This window comes from Pseudomonas sp. PDM09, from assembly GCF_014852305.1.
In the GTDB taxonomy this organism is placed as follows: Bacteria; Pseudomonadota; Gammaproteobacteria; order Pseudomonadales; family Pseudomonadaceae; genus Aquipseudomonas.
This window is the reverse complement of the sequence record NZ_JACVBI010000016.1, coordinates 18,845-40,121: the sequence shown is the minus strand read 5'-3', so window position 1 is coordinate 40,121 and position 21,277 is coordinate 18,845. Positions and strand designations below refer to the sequence as shown.

25 protein-coding genes and 1 pseudogene are annotated in these 21,277 nt (G+C 58.3%); 13 read left to right on the top strand and 13 right to left on the bottom strand.

From position 1 onward, the window contains the following. Positions 1–51: 51 nt before the first annotated feature. Positions 52–567: a 2-oxo-4-hydroxy-4-carboxy-5-ureidoimidazoline decarboxylase gene (gene uraD, locus IB250_RS28295; RefSeq protein WP_192346975.1), complete on the bottom strand. Its 516-nt coding sequence runs from the start codon at positions 565–567 to the stop codon at positions 52–54. Continuing rightward, on the bottom strand, positions 564–1,490 hold the full coding sequence (puuE, locus tag IB250_RS28290; RefSeq protein WP_192346973.1) for an allantoinase PuuE: 927 nt from the start codon (positions 1,488–1,490) through the stop codon (positions 564–566). Before puuE ends, uraD begins: the two co-directional genes overlap by 4 nt. Positions 1,491–1,925: 435 nt before the next feature. Between puuE and uraH the strand changes: the two genes are divergently transcribed. Beyond that, a complete protein-coding gene (uraH, locus tag IB250_RS28285; protein ID WP_123496254.1) occupies positions 1,926–2,279 on the top strand; it encodes a hydroxyisourate hydrolase in 354 nt (117 codons plus the stop codon). Between the two features lie 244 nt (positions 2,280–2,523). Here uraH and IB250_RS28280 read toward each other — a convergent pair whose 3' ends face one another. The 3 genes from IB250_RS28280 to IB250_RS28270 all read right to left on the bottom strand — a co-directional run bounded on the left by IB250_RS28280 (position 2,524) and on the right by IB250_RS28270 (position 5,341). Further along, positions 2,524–3,150: a LysE family translocator gene (locus tag IB250_RS28280; protein WP_007898823.1), complete on the bottom strand. Its 627-nt coding sequence runs from the start codon at positions 3,148–3,150 to the stop codon at positions 2,524–2,526. A gap of 79 nt (positions 3,151–3,229) precedes the next feature. Continuing rightward, entirely contained in the window at positions 3,230–4,579 is a 1,350-nt protein-coding gene (locus tag IB250_RS28275; protein ID WP_192346971.1) for an NCS2 family permease, read from the bottom strand. Positions 4,580–4,894: 315 nt separating this feature from the next. Beyond that, positions 4,895–5,341 carry a MarR family winged helix-turn-helix transcriptional regulator gene (locus IB250_RS28270; protein ID WP_007898821.1) on the bottom strand — a complete coding sequence of 149 codons (447 nt, stop codon included), beginning with the start codon at positions 5,339–5,341 and terminating at the stop codon, positions 4,895–4,897. Between the two features lie 81 nt (positions 5,342–5,422). Here IB250_RS28270 and IB250_RS28265 point away from each other — a divergent pair, with 81 nt between their 5' ends. Further along, complete coding sequence (locus IB250_RS28265; protein WP_192346969.1) at positions 5,423–6,589, top strand: PLP-dependent aminotransferase family protein; 1,167 nt, start codon at positions 5,423–5,425, stop codon at positions 6,587–6,589. A 195-nt stretch (positions 6,590–6,784) separates the two neighbouring features. Here the strand turns inward: IB250_RS28265 and IB250_RS28260 are convergent, their stop codons facing one another. From IB250_RS28260 to IB250_RS28240, 5 genes are all read right to left on the bottom strand, one after another. After that, positions 6,785–7,156, bottom strand: coding sequence for a glutathione S-transferase N-terminal domain-containing protein (locus tag IB250_RS28260; protein ID WP_123496262.1), 372 nt, complete (start codon positions 7,154–7,156; stop codon positions 6,785–6,787). Between the two features lie 104 nt (positions 7,157–7,260). Beyond that, positions 7,261–7,806, bottom strand: coding sequence for a GTP cyclohydrolase I FolE (gene folE / locus IB250_RS28255; protein WP_007898818.1), 546 nt, complete (start codon positions 7,804–7,806; stop codon positions 7,261–7,263). 77 nt (positions 7,807–7,883) lie between these two features. Beyond that, positions 7,884–8,441, bottom strand: coding sequence for a Smr/MutS family protein (locus tag IB250_RS28250; protein WP_007898817.1), 558 nt, complete (start codon positions 8,439–8,441; stop codon positions 7,884–7,886). A 75-nt stretch (positions 8,442–8,516) separates the two neighbouring features. After that, positions 8,517–8,837, bottom strand: coding sequence for a hypothetical protein (locus tag IB250_RS28245; RefSeq protein ID WP_192346967.1), 321 nt, complete (start codon positions 8,835–8,837; stop codon positions 8,517–8,519). Between the two features lie 131 nt (positions 8,838–8,968). Then, positions 8,969–9,559, bottom strand: coding sequence for a cysteine hydrolase family protein (locus IB250_RS28240; protein ID WP_008005646.1), 591 nt, complete (start codon positions 9,557–9,559; stop codon positions 8,969–8,971). A gap of 238 nt (positions 9,560–9,797) precedes the next feature. Between IB250_RS28240 and prmB the strand changes: the two genes are divergently transcribed. Beyond that, positions 9,798–10,706 (top strand): 50S ribosomal protein L3 N(5)-glutamine methyltransferase, encoded by a 909-nt coding sequence (gene prmB, locus IB250_RS28235; RefSeq protein WP_008005645.1) that lies wholly within the window; start codon positions 9,798–9,800, stop codon positions 10,704–10,706. 126 nt (positions 10,707–10,832) lie between these two features. On the opposite strand, the gene IB250_RS28230 is transcribed toward prmB, so the two are convergent. Beyond that, complete coding sequence (locus IB250_RS28230; RefSeq protein WP_192346965.1) at positions 10,833–11,624, bottom strand: hypothetical protein; 792 nt, start codon at positions 11,622–11,624, stop codon at positions 10,833–10,835. A gap of 186 nt (positions 11,625–11,810) precedes the next feature. Next, positions 11,811–12,809, bottom strand: coding sequence for an alpha/beta hydrolase (locus tag IB250_RS28225; protein ID WP_192346963.1), 999 nt, complete (start codon positions 12,807–12,809; stop codon positions 11,811–11,813). A gap of 85 nt (positions 12,810–12,894) precedes the next feature. Here IB250_RS28225 and aroC point away from each other — a divergent pair, with 85 nt between their 5' ends. The 4 genes and pseudogenes from aroC (at position 12,895) to IB250_RS28210 (ending at position 15,921) form a co-directional block, all read left to right on the top strand. Then, positions 12,895–13,986, top strand: a complete 1,092-nt coding sequence (gene aroC / locus IB250_RS28220; RefSeq protein ID WP_192346961.1) for a chorismate synthase — start codon at positions 12,895–12,897, stop codon at positions 13,984–13,986. 81 nt (positions 13,987–14,067) lie between these two features. Next, positions 14,068–15,213, top strand: a complete 1,146-nt coding sequence (locus IB250_RS28215) for an MFS transporter (RefSeq protein ID WP_192346959.1) — start codon at positions 14,068–14,070, stop codon at positions 15,211–15,213. 36 nt (positions 15,214–15,249) lie between these two features. Then, positions 15,250–15,354, top strand: a pseudogene (locus IB250_RS28785) (hypothetical protein); the annotation flags it as partial. 21 nt (positions 15,355–15,375) lie between these two features. Next, positions 15,376–15,921: a 1,2-dihydroxy-3-keto-5-methylthiopentene dioxygenase gene (locus IB250_RS28210; RefSeq protein WP_192346957.1), complete on the top strand. Its 546-nt coding sequence runs from the start codon at positions 15,376–15,378 to the stop codon at positions 15,919–15,921. Between the two features lie 128 nt (positions 15,922–16,049). On the opposite strand, the gene IB250_RS28205 is transcribed toward IB250_RS28210, so the two are convergent. Continuing rightward, positions 16,050–16,328 (bottom strand): DUF3509 domain-containing protein, encoded by a 279-nt coding sequence (locus tag IB250_RS28205; protein ID WP_007898807.1) that lies wholly within the window; start codon positions 16,326–16,328, stop codon positions 16,050–16,052. A 322-nt stretch (positions 16,329–16,650) separates the two neighbouring features. On the opposite strand from IB250_RS28205, the gene IB250_RS28200 reads away from it, so the two are divergent. The 6 genes from IB250_RS28200 (at position 16,651) to IB250_RS28175 (ending at position 21,097) form a co-directional block, all read left to right on the top strand. Further along, complete coding sequence (locus tag IB250_RS28200; RefSeq protein WP_192346955.1) at positions 16,651–18,489, top strand: long-chain-acyl-CoA synthetase; 1,839 nt, start codon at positions 16,651–16,653, stop codon at positions 18,487–18,489. Between the two features lie 113 nt (positions 18,490–18,602). Then, positions 18,603–19,121: an ankyrin repeat domain-containing protein gene (locus tag IB250_RS28195; protein ID WP_192346953.1), complete on the top strand. Its 519-nt coding sequence runs from the start codon at positions 18,603–18,605 to the stop codon at positions 19,119–19,121. Between the two features lie 153 nt (positions 19,122–19,274). Further along, positions 19,275–19,805 carry a hypothetical protein gene (locus IB250_RS28190; RefSeq protein WP_008076371.1) on the top strand — a complete coding sequence of 177 codons (531 nt, stop codon included), beginning with the start codon at positions 19,275–19,277 and terminating at the stop codon, positions 19,803–19,805. A gap of 83 nt (positions 19,806–19,888) precedes the next feature. Continuing rightward, complete coding sequence (locus IB250_RS28185; protein WP_007902193.1) at positions 19,889–20,080, top strand: PLDc N-terminal domain-containing protein; 192 nt, start codon at positions 19,889–19,891, stop codon at positions 20,078–20,080. Positions 20,081–20,306: 226 nt separating this feature from the next. Then, complete coding sequence (locus IB250_RS28180; RefSeq protein ID WP_008073014.1) at positions 20,307–20,540, top strand: hypothetical protein; 234 nt, start codon at positions 20,307–20,309, stop codon at positions 20,538–20,540. Positions 20,541–20,755: 215 nt separating this feature from the next. Beyond that, the gene (locus tag IB250_RS28175) at positions 20,756–21,097 is read left to right on the top strand and encodes a ribonuclease E inhibitor RraB (protein ID WP_007902188.1); all 342 of its coding nucleotides are present in this window, start codon (positions 20,756–20,758) and stop codon (positions 21,095–21,097) included. The last annotated feature ends 180 nt before the right edge of the window (positions 21,098–21,277 follow it).

Sequence of the window (21,277 nt, the reverse complement as noted above, 5' to 3'; positions counted from 1 at the left end):
GCTTGGGATGCTTGCAGGAGCCCTGGGTGCTTTTTTCACAAGGGCTGCTCGCTAAAGGGTCAGTAATCGGAACAACGCGATCTTGTTGATCTCCGCTAGCGCGCATTTGAATTCGGTGTCGACCGAGTTGTGAATGCGCGTTTCGAACGCTGCGAGGATCTGATGCCGGTTGCTGCCTTTTACCGCCATGATGAAGGGAAACTTGAACTTGGCCTTGTAGGCGTCGTTCAGCTCGGTGAAGCGCTGGAACTCATCGCTCGAGCATTGGTGAATACCCGCGCCAGACTGTTCTTCAGTGCTGGCAGCGGTAAGCTGGCCCTGGACGGCGGCTTTGCCGGCCAGGTCCGGGTGAGCGTTGATCAGGGCCAGTTGGCTTGTGTGATCAGCGCTCAACAAGATGTCGCTCATGCGCTGGTGCAGGGTTTCGATCTCGTCGATCGAAGCGTCCTGGCCCAGGTCGAAGGCCTTTTCGGCCACCCATGGCGAGTGTTCGTAGATGTCGGCGAAGGCGGCGACAAACGCGTCGCGGCTCAGGCTCGACGGTTTGATGGTTTGAAAGGTGCTCATTTCGCGGCCCCTTGGAACGGGTGGGTTTTGTGCCAGTGGCGAGCGATGTCGACGCGGCGGCTGAACCACACCTGTTCATGACTTTTAGCGTATTCGATAAAGCGTTTGAGCGAGGCCAGACGCGCCGGACGGCCGATCAACCGGCAGTGCAGACCGATCGACAACATCTTCGGTGCCTCGGCGCCTTCGGCATACAGCACGTCGAACGCGTCTTTGAGGTATTCGAAAAAGTCGTCGCCCTTGTTGAAGCCCTGGACCTGGGTGAAGCGCATGTCATTGGTGTCCAGGGTGTAGGGGATCACCAGATGCGCCTTGCCGGTCGGGTTGTTCGGTTCCCAGTAGGGCAGGTCGTCGTCGTAGGTGTCGCAGTCGTAAAGGAAACCGCCTTCTTCCATCACCAGTCGACGGGTGTTCGGGCCGGTGCGACCGGTGTACCAGCCCAGAGGGCGCTCGCCGGTGATTTCGGTGAGGATGCGGATCGCTTCGAGCATGTGCTCGCGTTCCTGCGCTTCGTCCATGTACTGGTAGTCGATCCAGCGGTAGCCGTGACTGCAGATTTCATGGCCGGCATCGACCATGGCGCGGATCACGTCCGGGTGGCGCTGGGCGGCCATGGCCACGGCGAAGATGGTCAGCGGGATGTCGAATTCCTTGAACAATTTCAGAATCCGCCAGACGCCGGCACGGCTGCCATACTCGTAAAGGGATTCCATGCTCATGTTGCGCTCGCCTTGCAGCGGCTGCGCCGAGACCATTTCCGAGAGGAACGCTTCGGACTCTTTATCGCCGTGCAGGATATTGCGCTCGCCACCTTCCTCGTAGTTGAGCACGAAGGACAGCGCGATGCGGGCATTGCCCGGCCAGTGTGGGTGAGGAGGGTTACTGCCGTAACCGATCAGGTCGCGTGGATAGTCAGCGCTCACTGCAGTCTTCCTTCTTGTTCGTGTCGACTTGTTCAAAGTCAGGGTGTGTGTGGCGGCCTGGCGATGAGAGGGCAGGCTGGCGTCACAGCGATGGGTTGATTGTATACAACTTTATATTCACTTTGTAAGCCTGTTTTTTTGCATTTTTCATAGGCTATCCACTTTGAAAGGTACTGCAAGAAACCTGCCTGACTGGTCAGCTAATGGATAGGAGGTCCTCTGATCTTATGGTTCGGCGCAAGATTCGCTGACAAACCCTGAATGGCGGTGGTAGTGGTAAAAATGTCGTTTTTATTGTGTACAATTTTTATGAAAAGTGTCTTAATCAGTCGCTCGCCGCAGCTTTTCGTGCTCCGAAACGGTGCGGTCTCCTTTTCAACTGACTTCGGGAGGCGCGAGGTCTGACTGCTCCACGCAGGCAGGCGCGCAGAATCAATGGGACGTTTGACTACACACGTTTTGGACGCTGCACACGGTTGCCCGGGCAGCTCGATCAAGGTCGAGTTGTACCGCGTTGAAGGTTCGCAGCTGGAATTGGTCGCCACTGCGATTACCAACAGCGATGGCCGTGTCGATTCGCCGCTGCTGCAAGGTGATGACTATCGGTCCGGGGTTTATCAGCTTCAGTTTCATGCGGGTGATTACTACCGCACCCGTGGGGTTCAGCTGCCCGAGCCTGCGTTTCTGGATGTGGTGGTGCTGCGTTTCGGCATCTCTGCGGAACAGGATCACTACCACGTGCCGTTGTTGATTTCGCCGTATAGCTATTCCACATACCGAGGCAGTTGATCCCCCAAGCAGCTGCCTCCTCCGAGAAGCGACTGCGCATATAGCTTCTTTGGTCTTTCGCCCGCTCACACTGCGGGCTTTTTTTTGCCTGTGGGAAAGTGGTGACTGGGTTGACGCCATCGCTAGCAGGCTAGCTCCTACAGGGATTTGTGAACGCCGCAAATCCCAAAAATCAGGATTGATATCCAACTTATTGGGTGCAGATCACAATGTGGGAGCTAGCCTGCTAGCGATGTCTTTGACTTTAGCGGCTTAACAATGAAGCGGCACCCGCACCACTGAACAACCCCGCACTCACCCGGTTAAACCAGCTCTGCCCATTGCCGCTGCGCAAATACCGCGCCGCGCCGTGAGCCCCCAGCCCATAAGCCAACTTGCACAGCAAATCCAGCACGGTCCAGGTGGCAATCATCACCAGCAACTGCGGCAGGAACGGTTGCTCAGCACTCAAAAACTGCGGCAGAAAAGCGGCGAAGAACAAAATGTCTTTCGGATTGCTCGCGCCGAGCATGAACGCGCGCCCGAACAGTGCACGAAAGCGCGGCACCGGCGCAGCCTGGGGCACTTCGGCGCCTTGGGAGGGCTGACGCGATTGCTGCCAGCTCTGCCAGGCGAGATAGAACAGGTACAACGCACCGACGATTTTCAGGGCGCTGAACAGCTGTTCCGACGCCAGCAACAATGCACCCAAGCCAAGCGCCGAAGCACTGAGCAGACAGATCGACGCAATCACGCCGCCCAGAAACGCCGGGTAAGAGCGGCGCAAACCGTAATTCAGACTGTTGCTGATCATCAGCAACGACAGTGGTCCCGGGATCAGGATCACCACCAGCGCAGCGCCGCTGAACAGCAGCCAGGTTTCCAGACTCATCACTTTCCTCCCTATATGCAAAAGCCTCACCCGATGGGGTGAGGCTGTTTTGAAGCACTGTTTTTGAAACGTAGACGGCTTACAAGAAAATGAACTTGGCGATGAAGATCGCGCAGAGCACCCACAAACTGACGGAAATTTCCTTGTGTTTACCGGTGAAAGCCTTCAGCACCACGTAAGTGATAAAGCCCAGCGCGATTCCGTCGGCGACCGAGAAGGTCAGCGGCATCATGATCGCGGTAACGATCGCCGGAATGCTGTCGGTGGCTTCGTCCCATTCGATATGCGCCATGCCGCCCATCATCAGCATCGCCACATAAATCAGCGCACCGGCGGTTGCATAAGCGGGGATCATGCCAGCCAGCGGTGCAAAAAACATTGCGGCAATAAATAGCACACCTACGGTCACAGCGGTAAGACCAGTCCGACCACCCGCTGCTACGCCAGCGGCACTTTCCACATAGCTGGTGACTGGCGGAACACCGACCACCGCACCAAATACGCTGGAAGCACTGTCGGCTTTCATGGCGCGGGAAAGGTTTTCGATCCGGCCGTCAGCGTTCACCAGGTTGGCGCGCTGGGCGACGCCCATCAGGGTGCCGGCGGTGTCGAACATGTGTACGAAGAGGAAAGCGAGTACCACGCTGATCATGCTGACGTTGAATACGCCGGCGACATTCATGGCCATCCAGGTCGGTGCCAGGCTCGGCGGGGCAGACATGATGCCCTCGTAGTGCACCAGGCCCAGGCCCCAACCGGCCAGGGTCACGGTGATGATGCTGATGAGGATCGCGCCGAACACTTTGTGGTAGCTGAGCACGGCAATCATCAGAAAGCAGATGGCCGCCAGCAACGGGCCAGGTTCGCGCAGGGAACCAAGCTTGATCAGAGTGGCCGGGCTATCGACAACGATGCCAGCGGTTTTCAAACCGATCAGCCCCAGAAACAGGCCCACGCCGGCGCCCATGGCAAAGCGCAAACTCACTGGAATGCTGTTGAGCAACCATTCGCGAATCCGGGAAAAGGTCAGGAACATGAACAACACACCGGAGACGAACACCGCACCGAGGGCGGTTTCCCAGTTGTAGCCCATGGTGCCGACCACGGTGTAAGTGAAGAACGCGTTCAGGCCCATGCCCGGTGCCAGGCCGACCGGCCAGTTGGCGTACAGGCCCATCAGCAGGCAACCCAGCGCGGCGGCGATGCAGGTGGCGACGAACGCCGCACCGTGGTCGATGCCGGCATCGGCCATGATGTTCGGGTTGACGAAGATGATGTAAGCCATGGTGATGAAGGTTGTCAGACCGGCGATCAGCTCGGTCTTCACCGTGGTGCCGTGCAAGCTGAGTTTGAAGATGCGCTCCAGCCAGCCATTGTGTAATGGCGGCGAGAGTTCCAGCGTCGGGGCTTCGGATTTGCGGCTTTCCACAGCGAGTACTCCTCAAGAGTTTTATTGTTATTTCCAGGGCCGGACCCATGAGGGCGGCAGCGACCCTTTGAGGTACTTGCGAATTTGTTGACCTGATGGTCAGGAACTCGCACGAAGCGAATTATGCTTTTGTATACAAATAAAGCAAATAATGTTTTTGATTTTGTAGACGAAAAGTTTGTTGATCGGGATATATCGGCTATAGACGATCGTTCCCACGCTCTGCGTGGGAATGCCGCCATGGACGCTCTGCGTCCGCCGTTGATGTGACGCAAAGCGTCACGGGATGCATTCCCACGCAGAGCGTGGGAACGATCAGCTTGGAAAGACCTGGGCTTTACCCAACGCGAGATTCACCGCCAACCACCCATTCACCGCCGTCTCCCCGGCCTCGGCAAACACCCGCTCGAGCAATTTCACCTGCTCACGCCGCAACGACTGCTCGAACCGCGCGCCTTCCGCAGTCAGTTCCAGCAGCCGCTTACGCTTGTCGGTCTCGGACGCGACGCTGTTCACCAAATGCATTTCCACCAACTGACGCAGCGGAATGTTCAGCGCCTGCTTGCTCACGCCGAGCAACGCCAGCAACTCCTTGACGCTGAGGGCAGGGTAGCGGGCAATGAAAAACACGATGCGTTGATGCACCCGGCTCAAGCCGCGACGCTCGAGCATTTCGTCGGCTTTGGCGGTGAACGCCTGGTAACCGAAGAAAAACGCTTCCATGGCTTGTTGCTGAGTGCTGGGGTTTTTAAGGTCAAGCATGTTGACGTATCCGTTCGGTCTGTCGTAATTTCGGTCAACCAGTTTGACTCATTTTCCTCAGGCCTCGCTACCGGTGACCCCATGGCTTTTTCCGAACGTGTCTCGCGCCTTAAAAGTTCTTTGATCCGTGAAATCCTCGCCGCCGCCCAGCGTCCGGAAGTGATGTCGTTCGCCGGCGGCTTGCCGGCCGAAGCCATGTTGCCGAAAGTCGAGTGGGCGGACATGCCGCTGTCCATGGGGCAATACGGCATGAGCGAAGGCGAGCCGGCGCTGCGTGAGGCGCTGGCGGCCGAAGCCCGAGCGTTGGGTGTGCCGTGCGAGGCGAGTCAGGTGCTGGTGGTCAGCGGCTCCCAGCAAACCCTCGATCTGGCGGCCAAGCTCTACATCGACAAAGGCACCGAGATTCTGCTCGAAGCACCGACCTACCTGGCGGCGTTGCAGATTTTTCAGCTGTTTGGCGCCGACTGCATCACCGTCCCATTGGAAGCCGATGGCCCGAACCTGGCACAACTGCGTAACCGTCTGGAAAAACACAAGCCAGCGTTCATCTACCTGATTCCGACGTTTCAGAACCCGTCGGCAGTGCGCTACAGCGAGGCTAAGCGCGATGCAGTGGCGGCGTTGCTCGACGAGTTCGGCGTAACCCTGATCGAAGACGAACCCTACCGCGAACTGACCTTCGACGGCGGCAGTGCCACGCCGATCGTCAGCCGCTTGAACAAAGCCAGCTGGATCTACACCGGCACCGTGTCGAAAACCCTGTTGCCGGGCTTGCGGGTCGGTTACCTGATCGCCAGCCCAGACCTGTTTCCGCACTTGCTGCGGCTCAAGCAATCGGCCGATCTGCACACCAACCGCATCGGACAATGGCAAGCGTTGCAATGGATCGGCACTGAGAAATACCAACAGCATCTGGGTGAGTTGCGCGACTTCTATCGGGTTCGTCGGGATGCGTTTCAGTCGGCATTGGAAACGCACTTTTCCGATCTGGCGCAGTGGAACGTGCCGCAGGGCGGGTTGTTTTTCTGGCTGACGCTCAAGCAGCCGCTGGATACGCGCACGCTGCTCAAGGCTGCGCTGGCGGCGGATGTGGCGTTTATGCCGGGCGAACCGTTTTTCCCCGAACCGGACAGCAATCCGGGGCATTTGCGCCTGAACTTCAGCCACATCGACCCGGTGCGACTGGACGAAGGGCTTAAGCGATTGGCGACGGTGGTGCGCGAGGCCCAGGCGGCAGAAGCGGCTTGAGAGGATGCAGAAAAAAATAAACCGGCCCATGGGCCGGTTTATTTTTGTCTGAAGTTTGTGGTGGCTGGTCTGGCGTCATCGCGGGCAAGCCCGCTCCCACAGTGGATCTGTTTTAAACACAGATCCCATTTACTCTACAAATCCTTGTGGGAGCGGGCTTGCCCGCGATGGCGCCGGTCGAAACACCACAAAACCTCAGACCGCAGCAAACCGCTTATCCAGATAATCAATGATCACCTTGGATTCATACATCCAGGTGGTCTGGCCATTCTCTTCGATGCGCAGGCACGGCACCTTGATCTTGCCACCTTGCTCCAGCAGAGCCTGGCGATCCTGTTCGTTGTTCTTGGCATCGCGCAAGGCCACAGGAACGTTCAGGCGACGCAGGGTGCGGCGGGTTTTCACGCAGAACGGGCAGGCGTGGAACTGATACAGGGTCAGGTCCTTGGCGGCCGTGTTGACCTGAGCCTGAGCTTCGGCAGGGCGTTGTTTTTTGCCCGGACGGGTGATGAAGTCGATGAAGATGATCAGTTGGCCGAGGCCGACACGAAGCGCTTTGACGAACACGTTGTAAGCCTCACGGGGCGAATGTAGGAAGGCGCGCAGCTTACCTGATTTTTCGCAGGCGAAAAAAAACCGGCGATCAGTGCCGGTTTTCTTCGTGCTGCAAGTTACTTGATCAGGCTGAGAAACTCGCTGCGGGTGGCCGCGTTTTCGCGGAACTCGCCGAGCATCACCGAGGTGATCATCGTCGAGTTCTGTTTCTCCACACCGCGCATCATCATGCACATGTGCTTGGCCTCAATCACCACCGCAACGCCCAGGGCGCCGGTGACCTGCTGGACCGCATCGGCGATCTGGCGGCTGAGGTTTTCCTGGATCTGCAGGCGGCGGGCATACATATCGACGATCCGCGCGACTTTCGACAGCCCCAGGACCTTGCCGCTCGGGATGTAGGCAACATGGGCCTTGCCGATGAACGGCAGCATGTGGTGCTCGCACAACGAGTAGAGCTCGATGTCCTTGACCAGCACCATCTCGCTGTTGTCGGAGCTGAACAAGGCACCGTTGGTGACCTCTTCCAGTGTCTGTTCATAACCGCGGCAAAGGTACTGCATGGCTTTGGCGGCACGTTTTGGCGTGTCGAGCAGGCCCTCGCGGGAGGCGTCCTCGCCCAATTGGCCGAGAATCTCGGTGTAATTCTGTTCCAGGGACATGAAACTACCTGTGGGATTTTACGCAAAGGGCAAGGGTACGGTGACGGACACGGCGCTGCAAGCGTGAAGCGACGGCATCACTCGTCGCGACCTTCCATCATGGTGCGTTTGAGCATCACATAAACCGCTCCGGCGCCGCCGTGTTTCGGTTGGCACGAGGTGAAGCCAAGCACCTGTGAATGTTGGCGCAGCCAGGTGTTGACGTGGCTTTTGATCATCGGCCGCTTGCCGTCCAGGCGCACCGCTTTGCCGTGGGTGACACGTACGCAGCGGATTTCGAATTTGGTCGCTTCGGCCAGAAAGGCCCATAGGGTCTCACGGGCCTTTTCCACGTTCATGCCATGCAGGTCGAGGCTGCCTTCGAACGGAATCTGTCCGATCTTGAGCTTGCGCATCTGGCTTTCCTGGACACCGTCGCGGGCCCACATCAGCTCATCTTCGGGGCCGACATCAATGACGAACTGATCGGACAGCCCATCAACGGTGGTGGCATCGGTGCGCACGGTGGCGGCCTGGCGCAGCTTGGCGATTTGCGCGCGGTCGGCCTTGGGTTTGCCGGTTTCGGCGCGATCGTGCTTGATCGGCTTGACGCCTTGGATCGCGCTTTTGAACAGGGAAAAATCGTCGTCTTGCATGTCAGCCTCCGCGAAGGGCGGCCAGTTTACCCAAGTCGAAGCGAATGGGGCGCGACAAAACGCGTGGCGTTCGGCTCAGTCGTGTTTTTTCATCAAATGCGGGGATATGTTCAGCTCTTGCGATTGACGCGAACGGCGGCGGCAGCGGCGCCACAGCCACACCCCGATGTACAGCACAAACAGGCCAATCGCCAAAATCACTGCTGAACCGACCCGGTTGGTATTCAACTCGCCCAGGGCGGGCGCTTGGCCGAGCAGGCTGGCGGCACCTGCCATCACCAGCAGCACGCCGCACATCGCCAGCAGAGCGGCAATGGCTGCGCCGAAGCGAAAACGCCAGTTGCTTTGGCCTTTGGGCCGCAAGCGGCGTGCATCAAAACCATCGGATAACTTCATTCCGACCTTCCTCAATGGGTATCGGCCCTTCGACCGGGAGTTGACCGGGATGTTCCTGAGGCTAGGGCAATTACAGCAAATGAGAGGCTTTTGCGGATGAGCGGCGGCATGGACCGCTCATCGACGGTCGATCAGATCAGTTCGCGGGTCTGGGCGAGGGTGGCGAAATTGTCCGCCATGATCGCCATCTCGGTGTGCTGAACGTGCTCGGCGCTCAGGACGCCACCCTTGTAGGGCAGGTCGCGAGTCGCACAGGCGTCTTCAACCAATGTGCAACGAAAGCCCAGGTTCTTCGCGGCGCGCACGGTAGTGCTGACGCTGGAATGGCTCATGAAGCCGCAGACGATAAGGTCCAACGAGCCGAGATTCTGCAGGCGCTCCAGCAGTTCGGTGCCATGGAACGCACTCGGCAGCAATTTGCCGATGATGGTTTCATCGCCCTGTGGCTCCAGGCCCGGGATGAACTCACCGCGCTCGCCTTGCGGGTCGAACAGCCCACCGACGGTGCCGAGGTGGCGCACGTGCACGATCGGCCGACCGGCTGCACGGGCAGCGGCCACCAGTTGCTTGATGTTCGCGACGGCAGCATCCATGCCGCTCAGGGCCAAGGGGCCGCTGAGGTATTCTTTCTGGGCATCGATGATGACGAGGGTCGCATGACCCAGATTGGCCGCTGCATAACCACGGCCGCTGAGTTGAAACATCGTTTTTGGAACGGACATTCTGGGGCTCCTTCGGGTGGGGCTTTTGCGACATTGTCCTCTGGCTGAGCGCTTCTGTGAATCGCTACCATCGTAGGCACCGCCGTTGTTGGGTCGCAGCCTTGTCAAGATACTCGTTCTGTTCAATAGCTTGCTGAAAAAATAGAAGAGTCCTACATCTGGTCCGGTGTTTTTCCTGCGTCGTCGTGGCGTCTTTTGGCTGTTAGAATCGTCAGTCGTTTTTTCTGGAGTTTGCCCCGTGATCACTTCCCGACTTCGTACCCTGCGTGACCATATCCGTTGGGCCGTCAGCCGCTTCCATGGGGAGGATCTGTTTTTCGGCCATGGGACCGACAACGCCTGGGACGAAGCCCGTCAACTGGTGTTGGGTGCGCTGCACTTGCCGTGGGAAATCGCTGATAGCTACCTCGACTGCAATCTGGAAGAGGACGAACTGGTCAACTTGCAGCGCCTGCTCAAACGTCGCATCGAAGAGCGCATTCCGACCGCTTACCTGCTGGGCGAAGCCTGGTTCTGTGGCATGTCGTTCATTGTCGACGAGCGCGTACTAATCCCGCGTTCGCCCATTGGCGAGCTGATCGAAAAGCGTTTTGAACCGTGGCTCGGCGCCGAACCTGCGCGCATTCTCGACCTGTGCACCGGTTCCGGTTGCATCGGCATCGCCTGTGCTTACGAGTTTCAGAACGCCGAAGTGGTGCTGGCCGACCTGTCGTTCGAAGCGCTGGAAGTGGCGAACCAGAACATCGAGCGCCACGGTGTCGATGAGCGGGTGTTCACCGTTCAGGGCGATGGTTTTGATGGCTTGCCGGGTCAACGTTTCGACCTGATTGTGTCGAACCCGCCCTACGTCGATGCGGAAGATTTCGCCGACATGCCGGACGAATATCAGCACGAACCGGAGCTGGGCCTGGCCTGTGGCGACGACGGTTTGAACCTGGTGCGCCGCATGCTCGCCGAAGCGGCGGATCATCTGACCGAGAAAGGTTTGCTGATTGTCGAGGTGGGTAACAGCCAGGTTCACGTCGAGGCGCTGTACCCGGAAGTCGACTTCGCCTGGCTGGAGTTCGAGCGCGGTGGGCATGGGGTGTTCATGCTGACGGCGGAGCAGTGCCGCGATCATCAGGCGTTGTTCGCTTCTCGCGTCTGACCTGAGAAAGCCTTCGCGGGCAAGCCTCGCTCCTACAGGTTTTGTGTGTGCCAGATCAATTGGGCACAACACAAAACCTGTGGGAGCGAGGCTTGCCCGCGATGGCCGCGCCGCGGTCTAAAACCTTCAGCGGTGCGTAGCAATCCAGATCAACAACCCCGCCTGAAACACCGCAAACGCCACCAGACAGGTAATGGTAAAACGCAGCCCGGCGTCTTCGCGTTTGTACTTGCTGACTTTTTCTTCGTGCTTCTTCAGTTTGACTTCCTGTTCCGCCAGGTTCTGCTCGGCTTGCTGGAGCATCTGCGCAGCTTCGAGGATTTCTACCTGCTGCAACTTTTCGCTGTTCCAGTCGCCGAGCAAATCACCGACCGACACCTCTTTAACGCTGCCCTTCAAATGCTGGGCGTCGGCGTAGACCACGTCAAAACCGTGCACCCGCAGAAAGTGATCGCGGCGTAGGCGAGTGTCTTCGTTCAGCGCATCCTTGTTGTTCAGGTCAGTGCCGTCGACGGTGTAGGCGGGCCATCTTTTCTTCGCCCACGTAATGCCCTGAGCGGCCATATAACGCCCGATGCCACGGTTCATCGGCTCGATCTGCAAGCCACTTTCCGGGCCGAAATGCACGCGTTTGGCAGCGTGATCAACCCAGACATCCAGATGATTCTGTTCTTTGCGCACCCGCTGGCCCGGCAGCTTGATGGTCATGCGCAGCAGGCTGTGTTCCTTGCTATTGCGTTCGGCGTAACCGAATTCGACAAAGCGCAACGGCCGCCCACCGGTGTTGCGGTCGGTTTGCAGCGGCGCCAGGCGGAGCATTTTATGGTGCTCGACGTGGACGTCCGCCCACGGCAGCTCGACCGCTGGCGGTGCGTCTTTTTCAGCGGTGGTGTCGGGTGAAGTCTGGGTATCAGTCATAACGGCGAGATCCTGTCCAAGCCCTGCTTGCCGCCAGCCAGTGCGCTGGCGACAAAGGCTTATCGGCCGTTTTTTTCAGGACTGGAGGGCTAGGGGGAGTTCTCAACTAGTTTTCACGCCGCGTTGTCGCCTTAAAGCGGGCCCGGCGCGGCGTGAAAACTAGTTGAGAACGTCCCCTGACCTCGGTTAACTGGCGCGAAGTCCGTCAATAAACTCGAGGACTCGCGCGCCGAGTTCGGCCGCCAGTGGTAATTGCGGATCTTTATAGGAGGCCAATTGCCGCTTCACATCGTTGGGCACGATGCGCATCACGTGGTTCATCCCTTCGATCAGCGCCAGTTCGGCGTCCGGTTTTGCGGCCTTGAGTGCTCTGGCGTCACCCACGCCGACCTGAATGTCGTTGCTGCCCTGGATGATCAGCGCCGGCATTTTCAATTTGCCGAAGGCCGCCGCCGGGTCTTGGCGGAATAGTGAGATCAGATACGGCTGCACGCTGGGGCGGAAAATCACCTGCAATTGCGGTGGTACGTTGTCGTCGGTGTGGCCGGCCTTGAGGCTGTCGAGCAGTTCATTGCTGCGCAGCATCAACGGTGGCGGCAGGCGATTGCTCAATTGCTGGCGCAGTACCTGATCGATCGGCCGGGCGCTGCCGGACATGGAAATTACCGCTGCGGCATCGACATTCGGCGCCGCCAGGCTAGCGATCAACGCACCTTCGCTGTGGCCGAGCAAAATCAGTTTGCCAAAACGAGGATCGGTTTTGAGCTTGTGGCCCCAGGCTTCGGCGTCGGCCACATAGGCCTCCACCGACAGATTACGTTCGTCTGGAGTCGCAGCCAGGCTCGCCGCCACGCCGCGTTTGTCGTAGCGCACGCTGGCGATGTTGTGTTTGGCCAGCACCCAGGCCAGCCGTTTGAGGCTGTCATTGCGTCCGCCGTCGGGGTTGTTTCCGTCACGATCCGTAGGACCGGAGCCGGAAATGATCAGGACAACCGGCACTGGCGTGTCGGACTTGGGCAGCAACAGCGAGCCGAAAAGCTCACCGCTGCCCGTGTCCAATGTGATGGGACGTTGTAGGACAGTGGCCTGTGCAAAGCCGGTAAACAAGGTAAGGCTCAAGGCTAGAACTCGCAGCATCATCACGCCATCATCAACAAGGTGCCGGTTGGACTCGCAAGCACCCATAAGGTTCGAGGATGAACTAGTCGGGTAGCCTGCGTATACTGGCGCGCATTACGTATTTCAGTTTCGATTTCACGGAGCGTCCCGCATGTCCGGCAATACCTACGGCAAGCTGTTCACTGTCACCACTGCGGGCGAAAGCCATGGCCCGGCGTTGGTCGCCATTGTCGATGGCTGCCCGCCGGGCCTGGGGATTTCCCTTGAGGATCTGCAGCGCGATCTGGACCGCCGCAAGCCCGGCACCAGCCGCCACACCACCCAGCGCCAGGAAGCCGACGAAGTCGAAATCCTCTCTGGCGTGTTCGAAGGCCGCACCACCGGTTGCGCCATCGGCCTGTTGATCCGCAACACTGACCAGAAGTCCAAGGACTATTCGGCAATCAAGGATCTGTTCCGCCCGGCCCACGCCGACTACACCTACCACCACAAATACGGCGAGCGCGATTATCGCGGCGGCGGTCGCAGTTCGGCCCGTGAAACCGCCATGCGCGTGGCGGCAGGGGCAATTGCGAAAAAGTACCTGGCCACCCAAGGCATCGTCATTCGTGGCTACATGAGCCAGCTCGGCCCGATCGAAATCCCGTTCAAGACCTGGGATTCGGTGGAAGAAAACGCCTTCTTCAGCCCCGACCCGGACAAAGTGCCGGAGCTGGAAGCCTATATGGACCAGTTGCGTCGCGACCAGGATTCGGTCGGCGCGAAAATCACCGTGGTTGCCGAAGGCGTGATGCCGGGCCTCGGTGAGCCGATCTTCGACCGCCTCGACGCCGAACTGGCCCACGCGCTGATGAGCATCAACGCGGTCAAAGGCGTTGAGATCGGCGCCGGTTTTGCCAGCATCGCCCAGCGCGGCACCGAACACCGTGATGAAATGACCCCGGAAGGTTTCCTCAGCAACAACGCCGGCGGCATTCTCGGTGGCATCTCGTCCGGTCAGCCGATCGTGGCGCACCTGGCGCTTAAGCCGACATCGAGCATCACCACACCGGGCCGTTCGATCGACATCCATGGCAACCCGGTTGAGGTCGTCACCAAGGGCCGTCACGACCCGTGCGTCGGCATCCGCGCCACGCCGATTGCCGAAGCGATGATGGCTATCGTATTGATGGATCACCTGCTGCGTCACCGCGGGCAGAACGTCGATGTGCGCGTGAGCACTCCGGTGCTGGGTCAGCTTTAATGGCTGAGGCAGGGTCTGTACGAAAACTCGTCGCGCAGGCAGTTTTTGTGCAGAGCCTCATAGCCGCCGGGGCCTGACGACGTGACGGCGCTTCCGTATTGGCGGCTTTCCAGTTTCTACCTGTTCTATTTCGCCTTGCTCGGTTCGACAGCGCCATTCCTGGCGCTGTACTTCGATCACCTGGGCTTTTCCAGTGCGCGCATTGGCGAACTGGTGGCGATCCCGATGTTGATGCGCTGCGTGGCGCCGAACATCTGGGGCTGGCTCGGTGACTACACCGGGCGACGGCTGGCCATCGTGCGGTTCGGCGCGGTCTGTACGCTGCTGACCTTCTCACTGATTTTCGTCAGCAAAAGCTACGCGTGGCTGGCAATGGTCATGGCCTTGCACGCGTTCTTCTGGCACGCGGTGTTGCCGCAGTTCGAAGTCATCACCCTGGCGCATTTGCAGGGGCAGACATCTCGCTACAGTCAGATTCGCTTGTGGGGTTCCATCGGTTTCATCATCACCGTGGTCGCCCTCGGCCGGTTGTTCGAGTGGCTTAGCCTGGACATCTATCCGGTGGCGCTGGTGCTGATCATGGCCGGGATCGTCGTCAGCAGTTTGTGGGTACCCAACGCGCAACCGGTTCAGAGTGAACGGTTGGCGGGGGAGGGATTCCTCCAGCAATTGCGTAACCCCGGGGTGTTGGCGTTCTACGCTTGCGTGGCGCTGATGCAGATGAGTCACGGGCCGTATTACACCTTTGTGACCCTGCACCTTGAGCAACTTGGTTACAGTCGTGGGCTGATCGGCATGCTCTGGGCGGTCGGTGTGGTTGCCGAAGTCTTGATGTTTCTGGCCATGAGCAAGATCCTTGCGCGCTTCTCGGTGCGCCGGGTGCTGCTGGCGAGTTTCCTGCTGGCGGCGTTGCGTTGGTTGTTGCTCGGTTCGTTTGCTGAATTCCTCTGGGTGTTGCTGTTCGCCCAAGTGCTGCACGCCGCCACCTTTGGCAGCTTTCACGCGGCTGCTATCCAGTTCGTGCAACGTAGCTTCGGCGCGCGTCAGCAAGGCCAGGGCCAGGCGTTGTATGCCGCGCTGGCCGGCACCGGCGGCGCATTGGGCGCGTTGTATTCCGGTTACAGCTGGAATGCCCTCGGTGCCACATTGACCTTTAGTATTGCCAGTCTCGCAGCCTTCGCCGCTGCCGTTATCATTGCCACACGTATGCAAGAGGACAGGCCATGAGCCTGGCCTGCGATTATCTCGCCCGGGAAATCATCGACGTGGGGCGGGCGCATGAGCGACGCACTGCGACCGATCGAGGCCTTTGAATTTTTGTTCGAGTGCGAGTTGAAGACGCGCTCGCTCTCGAACCATGAAGCATGAACCGTTAAGGAGTTGCCCAGAATGAGCAGCCTGTCCGTTTATCACGTCTCCAGCCCTGAAATACCAAACAAAGTCCTGACCCACCTCGAGGACATCGCCTCGACCCTGGCCGAGCAGGGCGTGCGCTTCGACCGTTGGAAAGCCACGGCGAAAATCCAGCCCGGCGCCAGCCAGGAAGAATTGATCGCCGCGTATCAGGAGCAAATCGATAAATTGATGACCGAGCGCGGTTACCTCACTGTCGACGTCGTCAGTTTGAACAGCGATCAGCCGCAAAAAGCCGAACTGCGCGCCAAGTTCCTCGATGAACACCGTTACGCTGAAGACGAAGTACGATTTTTCGTCGCTGGCCGTGGTTTGTTCTCCCTGCACATCGGCGATTACGTCTACGCCGTGCTCTGCGAGAAAAATGACCTGATCCTGGTGCCTGCCGGTACGCTGCATTGGTTCGACATGGGCGAGCACCCGCATTTCGTCGCCATCCGTCTGTTCAACAACCCCGAAGGCAGGGTGGCCGATTTCACCGGCGACGATATCGCCAGCCGCTTCCCGCGTCTCGAGGACTGAGTAGAGGCCAATCGTTGCTCCCGCCTTCTGCCCTGTAAACCACGTAACCTGGGTTGTGCAAAGCCAGAAACAACTCAGGCCGTGACGCAGAAGCGCTCACGGCCTGTTTGTTTGTAGCGATGTAACGTTTAAACCGAGTGATAGGTCGGCAAGGCGAACCGTTGCTGGCTTTGCAGCATGGAGATCTGCGGCAGTTCGCTGGCCTGTTCGGCGACGTCACGACGTATCGCGCTGATCACCCACGACAGCTGATCGCCGGCATGCAGTTGCTGGTAGGAAATCGAACGTTTGAAGACTTTGCCGTCCGTACTGCGCAGGGTCAGCAGAATGCCGCCGTCAGGCCGTGGCTGGGTGGTCACTTCGAAGTTGGAGAATAGCGACGAAAATTTTTCCTGGATCAGGCTCATGTCTATCAGCTCCGTGAGTGCTTTGAAGGGCTACATGGAGAGGTAGTTGCAGTGATTGTGCCAGCACCTGATTTTTTAAAAATTCTTATAAATCAATAAGTTATAAAAATTGTGTTTCTATGCTTTCGTGCAATCTGCATGAATGGCCATCGTGCATCCTGCATTTTGCGTGGTCGGTCGCGAATTCGATGGAACCAATCGATACGCCAGGGTTCCGGATACAAAACATTGCAAAAACCGCGTGTACAGCTCAAGAACCGCTGACGTATTTTCGGCCTCAAACAACGCCACCCGACAATAAGAAACTCGAACGGGAGCATCAATGAGCCGCACGCTGAACGACACGATTACCTGGGGCATGATGCTCCGCAAGCTGCCTTCCATTGCCAAAGCCATTCCTCGCGTGGTGAAGGGCATGAAAGCCGCCAACGTCAAGGACCCGACCCAACCGTGTGGCCTCGGCTGGAGCTTCGAGCAGGCGACGTTGCGCAACCCCGAGGGCCCGGCCTTGCTGCAGGGCGAGGTGGCGCTCACTTATGCACAGGTCAATCAGTGGGCCAATCGCATCGCCCATCACCTGATTGCCCAAGGCATCGGCAAGGGCGATGTGGTGGCGATTTTTATCGAAAACCGTCCGGAACTGTTGGTGACAATATTGGCGGTGGCCAAGGTCGGCGCGATCAGCGCCTTGCTCAATACCTCCCAGACCCGCGATACCCTGGCCCATAGCCTGAACCTGGTGGCGCCGGTAGCGATCGTGGTCGGAGAAGAGCTGGTTGCGGTCTTCAATGCGGTTCGCGAGCGGGTGTCCATCGACGCGGCGCGCACCTGGTTTGTCGCTGATCAAGACACTTATCGTGATCCGGGCAATTCGCCCGATGGCTTCATCAACCTGATGACGGCTAGCGCCCAAGCGTGCAGCGATAACCCCGTCAGCAGCCAGCAGGTTTTTCTCGACGATCCTTGTTTCTACATTTATACCTCGGGCACCACCGGGTTGCCCAAAGCCGGGGTGTTCAAACATGGCCGTTGGATGCGCAGCTCCGCCAGCTTCGGGCTGATTGCCCTGGACATGCAGCCGCAGGACGTCGTCTATTGCACCTTGCCGCTGTACCACGCCACCGGGCTCTGCGTGTGCTGGGGCTCGGCAATCAGCGGGGCGTCGGGGTTTGCCATCCGCCGCAAGTTCAGCGCCAGCCAGTTCTGGAGTGACGTGCGCAAATACCGGGCGACCACCCTCGGTTATGTCGGCGAATTGTGCCGCTACCTGGTGGATCAACCGCACAGCGTCGACGACAGTCGCCACAGCGTGACGAAGATGATCGGCAATGGCCTGCGCCCCGGCGCGTGGAGCGAGTTCAAGACGCGTTTTGCCGTTGACCATATCTGCGAGCTGTACGCCGCCAGCGATGGCAATATCGGCTTCACCAACATCCTCAACTTCGACAACACCATCGGTTTTTCCCTGATGGCCTGGGAACTGGTGGCGTACGACCACGACAGCGGTGCCCCCACGCGAGATACCAAGGGTTTCATGCGCAAAGTGGCCAAGGGCGAGCAGGGTTTGCTGCTGGCGAGGATCGACGACAAGGCGCCGCTGGACGGCTACACCGATCCGCAGAAGACCGCAAAAGTCGTGCTCCACGACGTGTTCAAGAAGGGCGACCGCTACTTCAATACCGGTGATCTGCTGCGCAACATCGGTTTTGGCCATGCGCAGTTTGTCGACCGTTTGGGCGACACCTACCGCTGGAAGGGCGAAAACGTCTCGACCACCGAGGTCGAAAACATCCTGTTGCAACATCCGCAGATCGCCGAAGCCGTGGCTTATGGCGTGGAAATCCACAACACCAACGGGCGTGCCGGGATGGCAGCAATCACGCCGGCTGAATCCCTGGCGACCCTGGATTTCAGCGAGTTACTGGCTTTCGCCAGGCAGCAAATGCCTGCCTATGCGGTGCCACTTTTCCTACGGGTGAAAGTGAAAATGGAAACCACCGGGACCTTCAAATACCAGAAAACCCGGCTCAAGAACGAAGCCTTCGACCCGAACAAAACCGGCGATGACCCCATTTACGCCTGGTTGCCGGGTACCCAGACTTACGTGCAAGTCACCGAGCAGGTGCTGGCGGATATCCAGGACGGCAAGCACCGTTATTGAATGCGGCTCTTATTAAATGTAGCTATGGCCATTCATGAGAAAAAAGAAGTGACAGGTTCCAGACTGCTCGGGAAACTATCGGCTTTTCCGATTGACCGAATGTGGAGTCCCCAATGTCAGACAAAAGCCGCCAGATGACGCCTGAAGAGGCTGCTGAATTTGCCGAACAGGTGTTCAACAAAGCGCGCGAGGGCGATGCGGCCATGATGGCTGCGCTGCTGACCAAGGGCTTGCCGCCGAACCTGCGCAACCACAAGGGCGATACCTTGCTGATGCTCGCCGCGTACCACGGCCATGTCGAAACGGTAAAGGTCCTGCTCGAGCACAAGGCTGATCCTGAAATCCGCAACGACAACGGCCAGAGCCCGATTGCCGGCGCGGCATTCAAAGGTGATCTGGCGGTGGTCAAGGCGTTGGTGGAAGGTGGCGCGCAAGTGGAAGGTTCGTCCTTCGACGGTCGCACTGCGTTGATGATGGCGGCAATGTTCAACCGCGTCGAAATCATCGACTACCTGATCAGTAAAGGCGCTGACCCGAAGGCCAAGGATGCCAACGGCGTATCCGCGCTGGACGCGGCCAAAACCATGGGGGCGGTGGATACCACCGCACAATTGCAGAAACTTCTGTCCTGACCTCAAATCCGTAGGAGCGAGGCTTGCCTGCGAAGAACGATAACCCGGTTTCCCAGTTGAATCGCATCATCTTCTTCGCGGGCAAGCCTCGCTCCTACATGTAATGCGCTATCCTTCGCGCCCTCAAATCTCCCTCGCTACAGGATCCACCTCATGAAAGCCGCACTCGTCGAACTCATCAGCAAAATCAGCTCCGGGTGCATGAGCGATGACGAAATCCTGAAAGTCGCTGACGAAGCGGCTCAGGCCTACGCCGATCCAGAAGCTTTTCTGACGGCCAATCCGGACATCAACTACGACGACACCTTCCCGATCCCGTTGGGTGAGTGGGTAGTCGTCGGCAGCTTGCCGGAAACCGTGCTGTTCCAGGCTGACACCTACATGGACCTGTTTGCGCAAATCGTCGCTTCGTTCGGCCCCGGCGTCGATTTCAACATCAAACCCAAGCAACTGGCCAAGACCGAAGCCCTGACGGCGCTCAATCGCATTCAGGTGCAGATGAGCAGCATGAACAAGGAAAACGGCGGTTACACGCTGATGAACTTCAGCCAGTTGCTCGACGACGAGCTGCAAGTGGTGCTGGTCTACGGTAACGACGTGCCACGGGTGCTGGAGTTGTGCGCCGAAGTCGGCATCGCCGCAGCGCCATCGCTGGAAGCCCTGAAAGTGGCAATCCACGTCTGAAGCTGTCCAGAACGGTAATAAAACGGAACCCTCGCAAGGCCCGACTATCCTAAGAGGGCATACCACTCTTCGGGAGCGTCACCATGGGTTCCACGTTCAACAGCCTGGTTGGCCTGATTATTCTTGCCCTGGATATCTGGGCCATCATCAACGTGCTTAAAAGTGGCGCCGAGACCGGGATGAAAATCATCTGGGTGCTATTGATCCTGCTGCTGCCGGTCCTGGGCCTGATCATCTGGGCCATCGCCGGGCCACGAGGTAACGTGCGGATCTGACTGCATCCTCAAGCACAACGCATTTCCCTTGTGGGAGCGGGCTTGCTCGCGAAGACGTCGACACATTCAGCATCGATGTAACAGACAAACCGCTTTCGCGAGCAAGCCCGCTCCCTCAGGTTCTGTGTTTATTCATGCCGACACGCGGTAATCCGTTGAACGATCAATCAGGGCTAAAGTCCAGATAGAAGTAAGCCCATCCATGGGTTTTATCGAGGAGGCACCGATGCAAAAGTGGAAAATCACTTTCGTGGATGATCACGGTGAAACAGTGGACGAACTCTTCGAGTGCGAGGAATGCCCGAATAGCGAGCAAGCCGCCAAACTCATTCGCGCCCGACGCCTTCCGATCGCTGCCGAACTGGATCTCAATGATCTGGAGGGTCGTACCGATGATCCGACCGTCAAAAGCCTGAAATCCCAGAACAGCATTGAAATCATCAGTATTACCCCGATCTGATACACCTCTTGTCACATTCACACCCAGACCTTGGCAGCAGCTCTATCTTGGGGCTACTCTGCAAGCGAGATCAGCGAATGACTCGCTAAGGTCTGGTCTTGTCAGCTACATGCTTGTTTCCCGTCGGCAACCTCTGTTGCCGTATCGCTCTCACCAATCGGTTGAAAGTGCAGGGAATACGGAAAGTCTATCCATCAGTCTGAGGGGGACGTTTCATGAGCACAGCCTATCAAGAAGACATCAGCAGCAGCGTGTTGCGCCGCATGAAAGAAGGCGGTTTCGACTTTTCACGATTCCATCCCATCGAGTTCTACGCCATTTTCCCGGACGAGGAGCGGGCACGCAGGGCGGCAGGTCATTTTTGTGGTGAATCCTTGAATGCCCAGATCAGCGTGCGCGATGACGGCGCGTGGCATCTGGAACTGAGCAAAGTGATGTACGCCACCTACGACGGTATCGGCGACTTTGAGCAGGACTTCGAGGCGGTGGTCGAGCCTCTGGGCGGTATCATCGAAGGATGGGGCGTCAAGCAGGAGGTACGAGGGCTACTCGCATAACTTTATGAACAGTGACAACACTCAGCAACGGCTGACCTTTGGGTTGGCCGTTTTCGTTTTCGCGGTTTGCAAAGGCCAAAGATCGCAGCCTCGTTTCACTCGACAGCTCCTACACAGCTCCTACAGGTGAAACGAGGCTGCGATCTTTTGATCTGGGTTTTTGATTCATAACGTTTCAAA

What these genes read in the sequence shown, in the direction of transcription:
- uraD (WP_192346975.1), bottom strand. Translation starts at nt 567, where the DNA reads ATGAGCACCTTTCAAACCATCAAACCGTCGAGCCTGAGCCGCGACGCG.
- uraH (WP_123496254.1), top strand. Translation starts at nt 1,926, where the DNA reads ATGGGACGTTTGACTACACACGTTTTGGACGCTGCACACGGTTGCCCG.
- IB250_RS28280 (WP_007898823.1), bottom strand. Translation starts at nt 3,150, where the DNA reads ATGAGTCTGGAAACCTGGCTGCTGTTCAGCGGCGCTGCGCTGGTGGTG.
- IB250_RS28270 (WP_007898821.1), bottom strand. Translation starts at nt 5,341, where the DNA reads ATGCTTGACCTTAAAAACCCCAGCACTCAGCAACAAGCCATGGAAGCG.
- IB250_RS28265 (WP_192346969.1), top strand. Translation starts at nt 5,423, where the DNA reads ATGGCTTTTTCCGAACGTGTCTCGCGCCTTAAAAGTTCTTTGATCCGT.
- folE (WP_007898818.1), bottom strand. Translation starts at nt 7,806, where the DNA reads ATGTCCCTGGAACAGAATTACACCGAGATTCTCGGCCAATTGGGCGAG.
- IB250_RS28250 (WP_007898817.1), bottom strand. Translation starts at nt 8,441, where the DNA reads ATGCAAGACGACGATTTTTCCCTGTTCAAAAGCGCGATCCAAGGCGTC.
- IB250_RS28245 (WP_192346967.1), bottom strand. Translation starts at nt 8,837, where the DNA reads ATGAAGTTATCCGATGGTTTTGATGCACGCCGCTTGCGGCCCAAAGGC.
- IB250_RS28240 (WP_008005646.1), bottom strand. Translation starts at nt 9,559, where the DNA reads ATGTCCGTTCCAAAAACGATGTTTCAACTCAGCGGCCGTGGTTATGCA.
- IB250_RS28230 (WP_192346965.1), bottom strand. Translation starts at nt 11,624, where the DNA reads ATGACTGATACCCAGACTTCACCCGACACCACCGCTGAAAAAGACGCA.
- IB250_RS28225 (WP_192346963.1), bottom strand. Translation starts at nt 12,809, where the DNA reads ATGGGTGCTTGCGAGTCCAACCGGCACCTTGTTGATGATGGCGTGATG.
- aroC (WP_192346961.1), top strand. Translation starts at nt 12,895, where the DNA reads ATGTCCGGCAATACCTACGGCAAGCTGTTCACTGTCACCACTGCGGGC.
- IB250_RS28210 (WP_192346957.1), top strand. Translation starts at nt 15,376, where the DNA reads ATGAGCAGCCTGTCCGTTTATCACGTCTCCAGCCCTGAAATACCAAAC.
- IB250_RS28205 (WP_007898807.1), bottom strand. Translation starts at nt 16,328, where the DNA reads ATGAGCCTGATCCAGGAAAAATTTTCGTCGCTATTCTCCAACTTCGAA.
- IB250_RS28200 (WP_192346955.1), top strand. Translation starts at nt 16,651, where the DNA reads ATGAGCCGCACGCTGAACGACACGATTACCTGGGGCATGATGCTCCGC.
- IB250_RS28195 (WP_192346953.1), top strand. Translation starts at nt 18,603, where the DNA reads ATGTCAGACAAAAGCCGCCAGATGACGCCTGAAGAGGCTGCTGAATTT.
- IB250_RS28190 (WP_008076371.1), top strand. Translation starts at nt 19,275, where the DNA reads ATGAAAGCCGCACTCGTCGAACTCATCAGCAAAATCAGCTCCGGGTGC.
- IB250_RS28185 (WP_007902193.1), top strand. Translation starts at nt 19,889, where the DNA reads ATGGGTTCCACGTTCAACAGCCTGGTTGGCCTGATTATTCTTGCCCTG.
- IB250_RS28180 (WP_008073014.1), top strand. Translation starts at nt 20,307, where the DNA reads ATGCAAAAGTGGAAAATCACTTTCGTGGATGATCACGGTGAAACAGTG.
- IB250_RS28175 (WP_007902188.1), top strand. Translation starts at nt 20,756, where the DNA reads ATGAGCACAGCCTATCAAGAAGACATCAGCAGCAGCGTGTTGCGCCGC.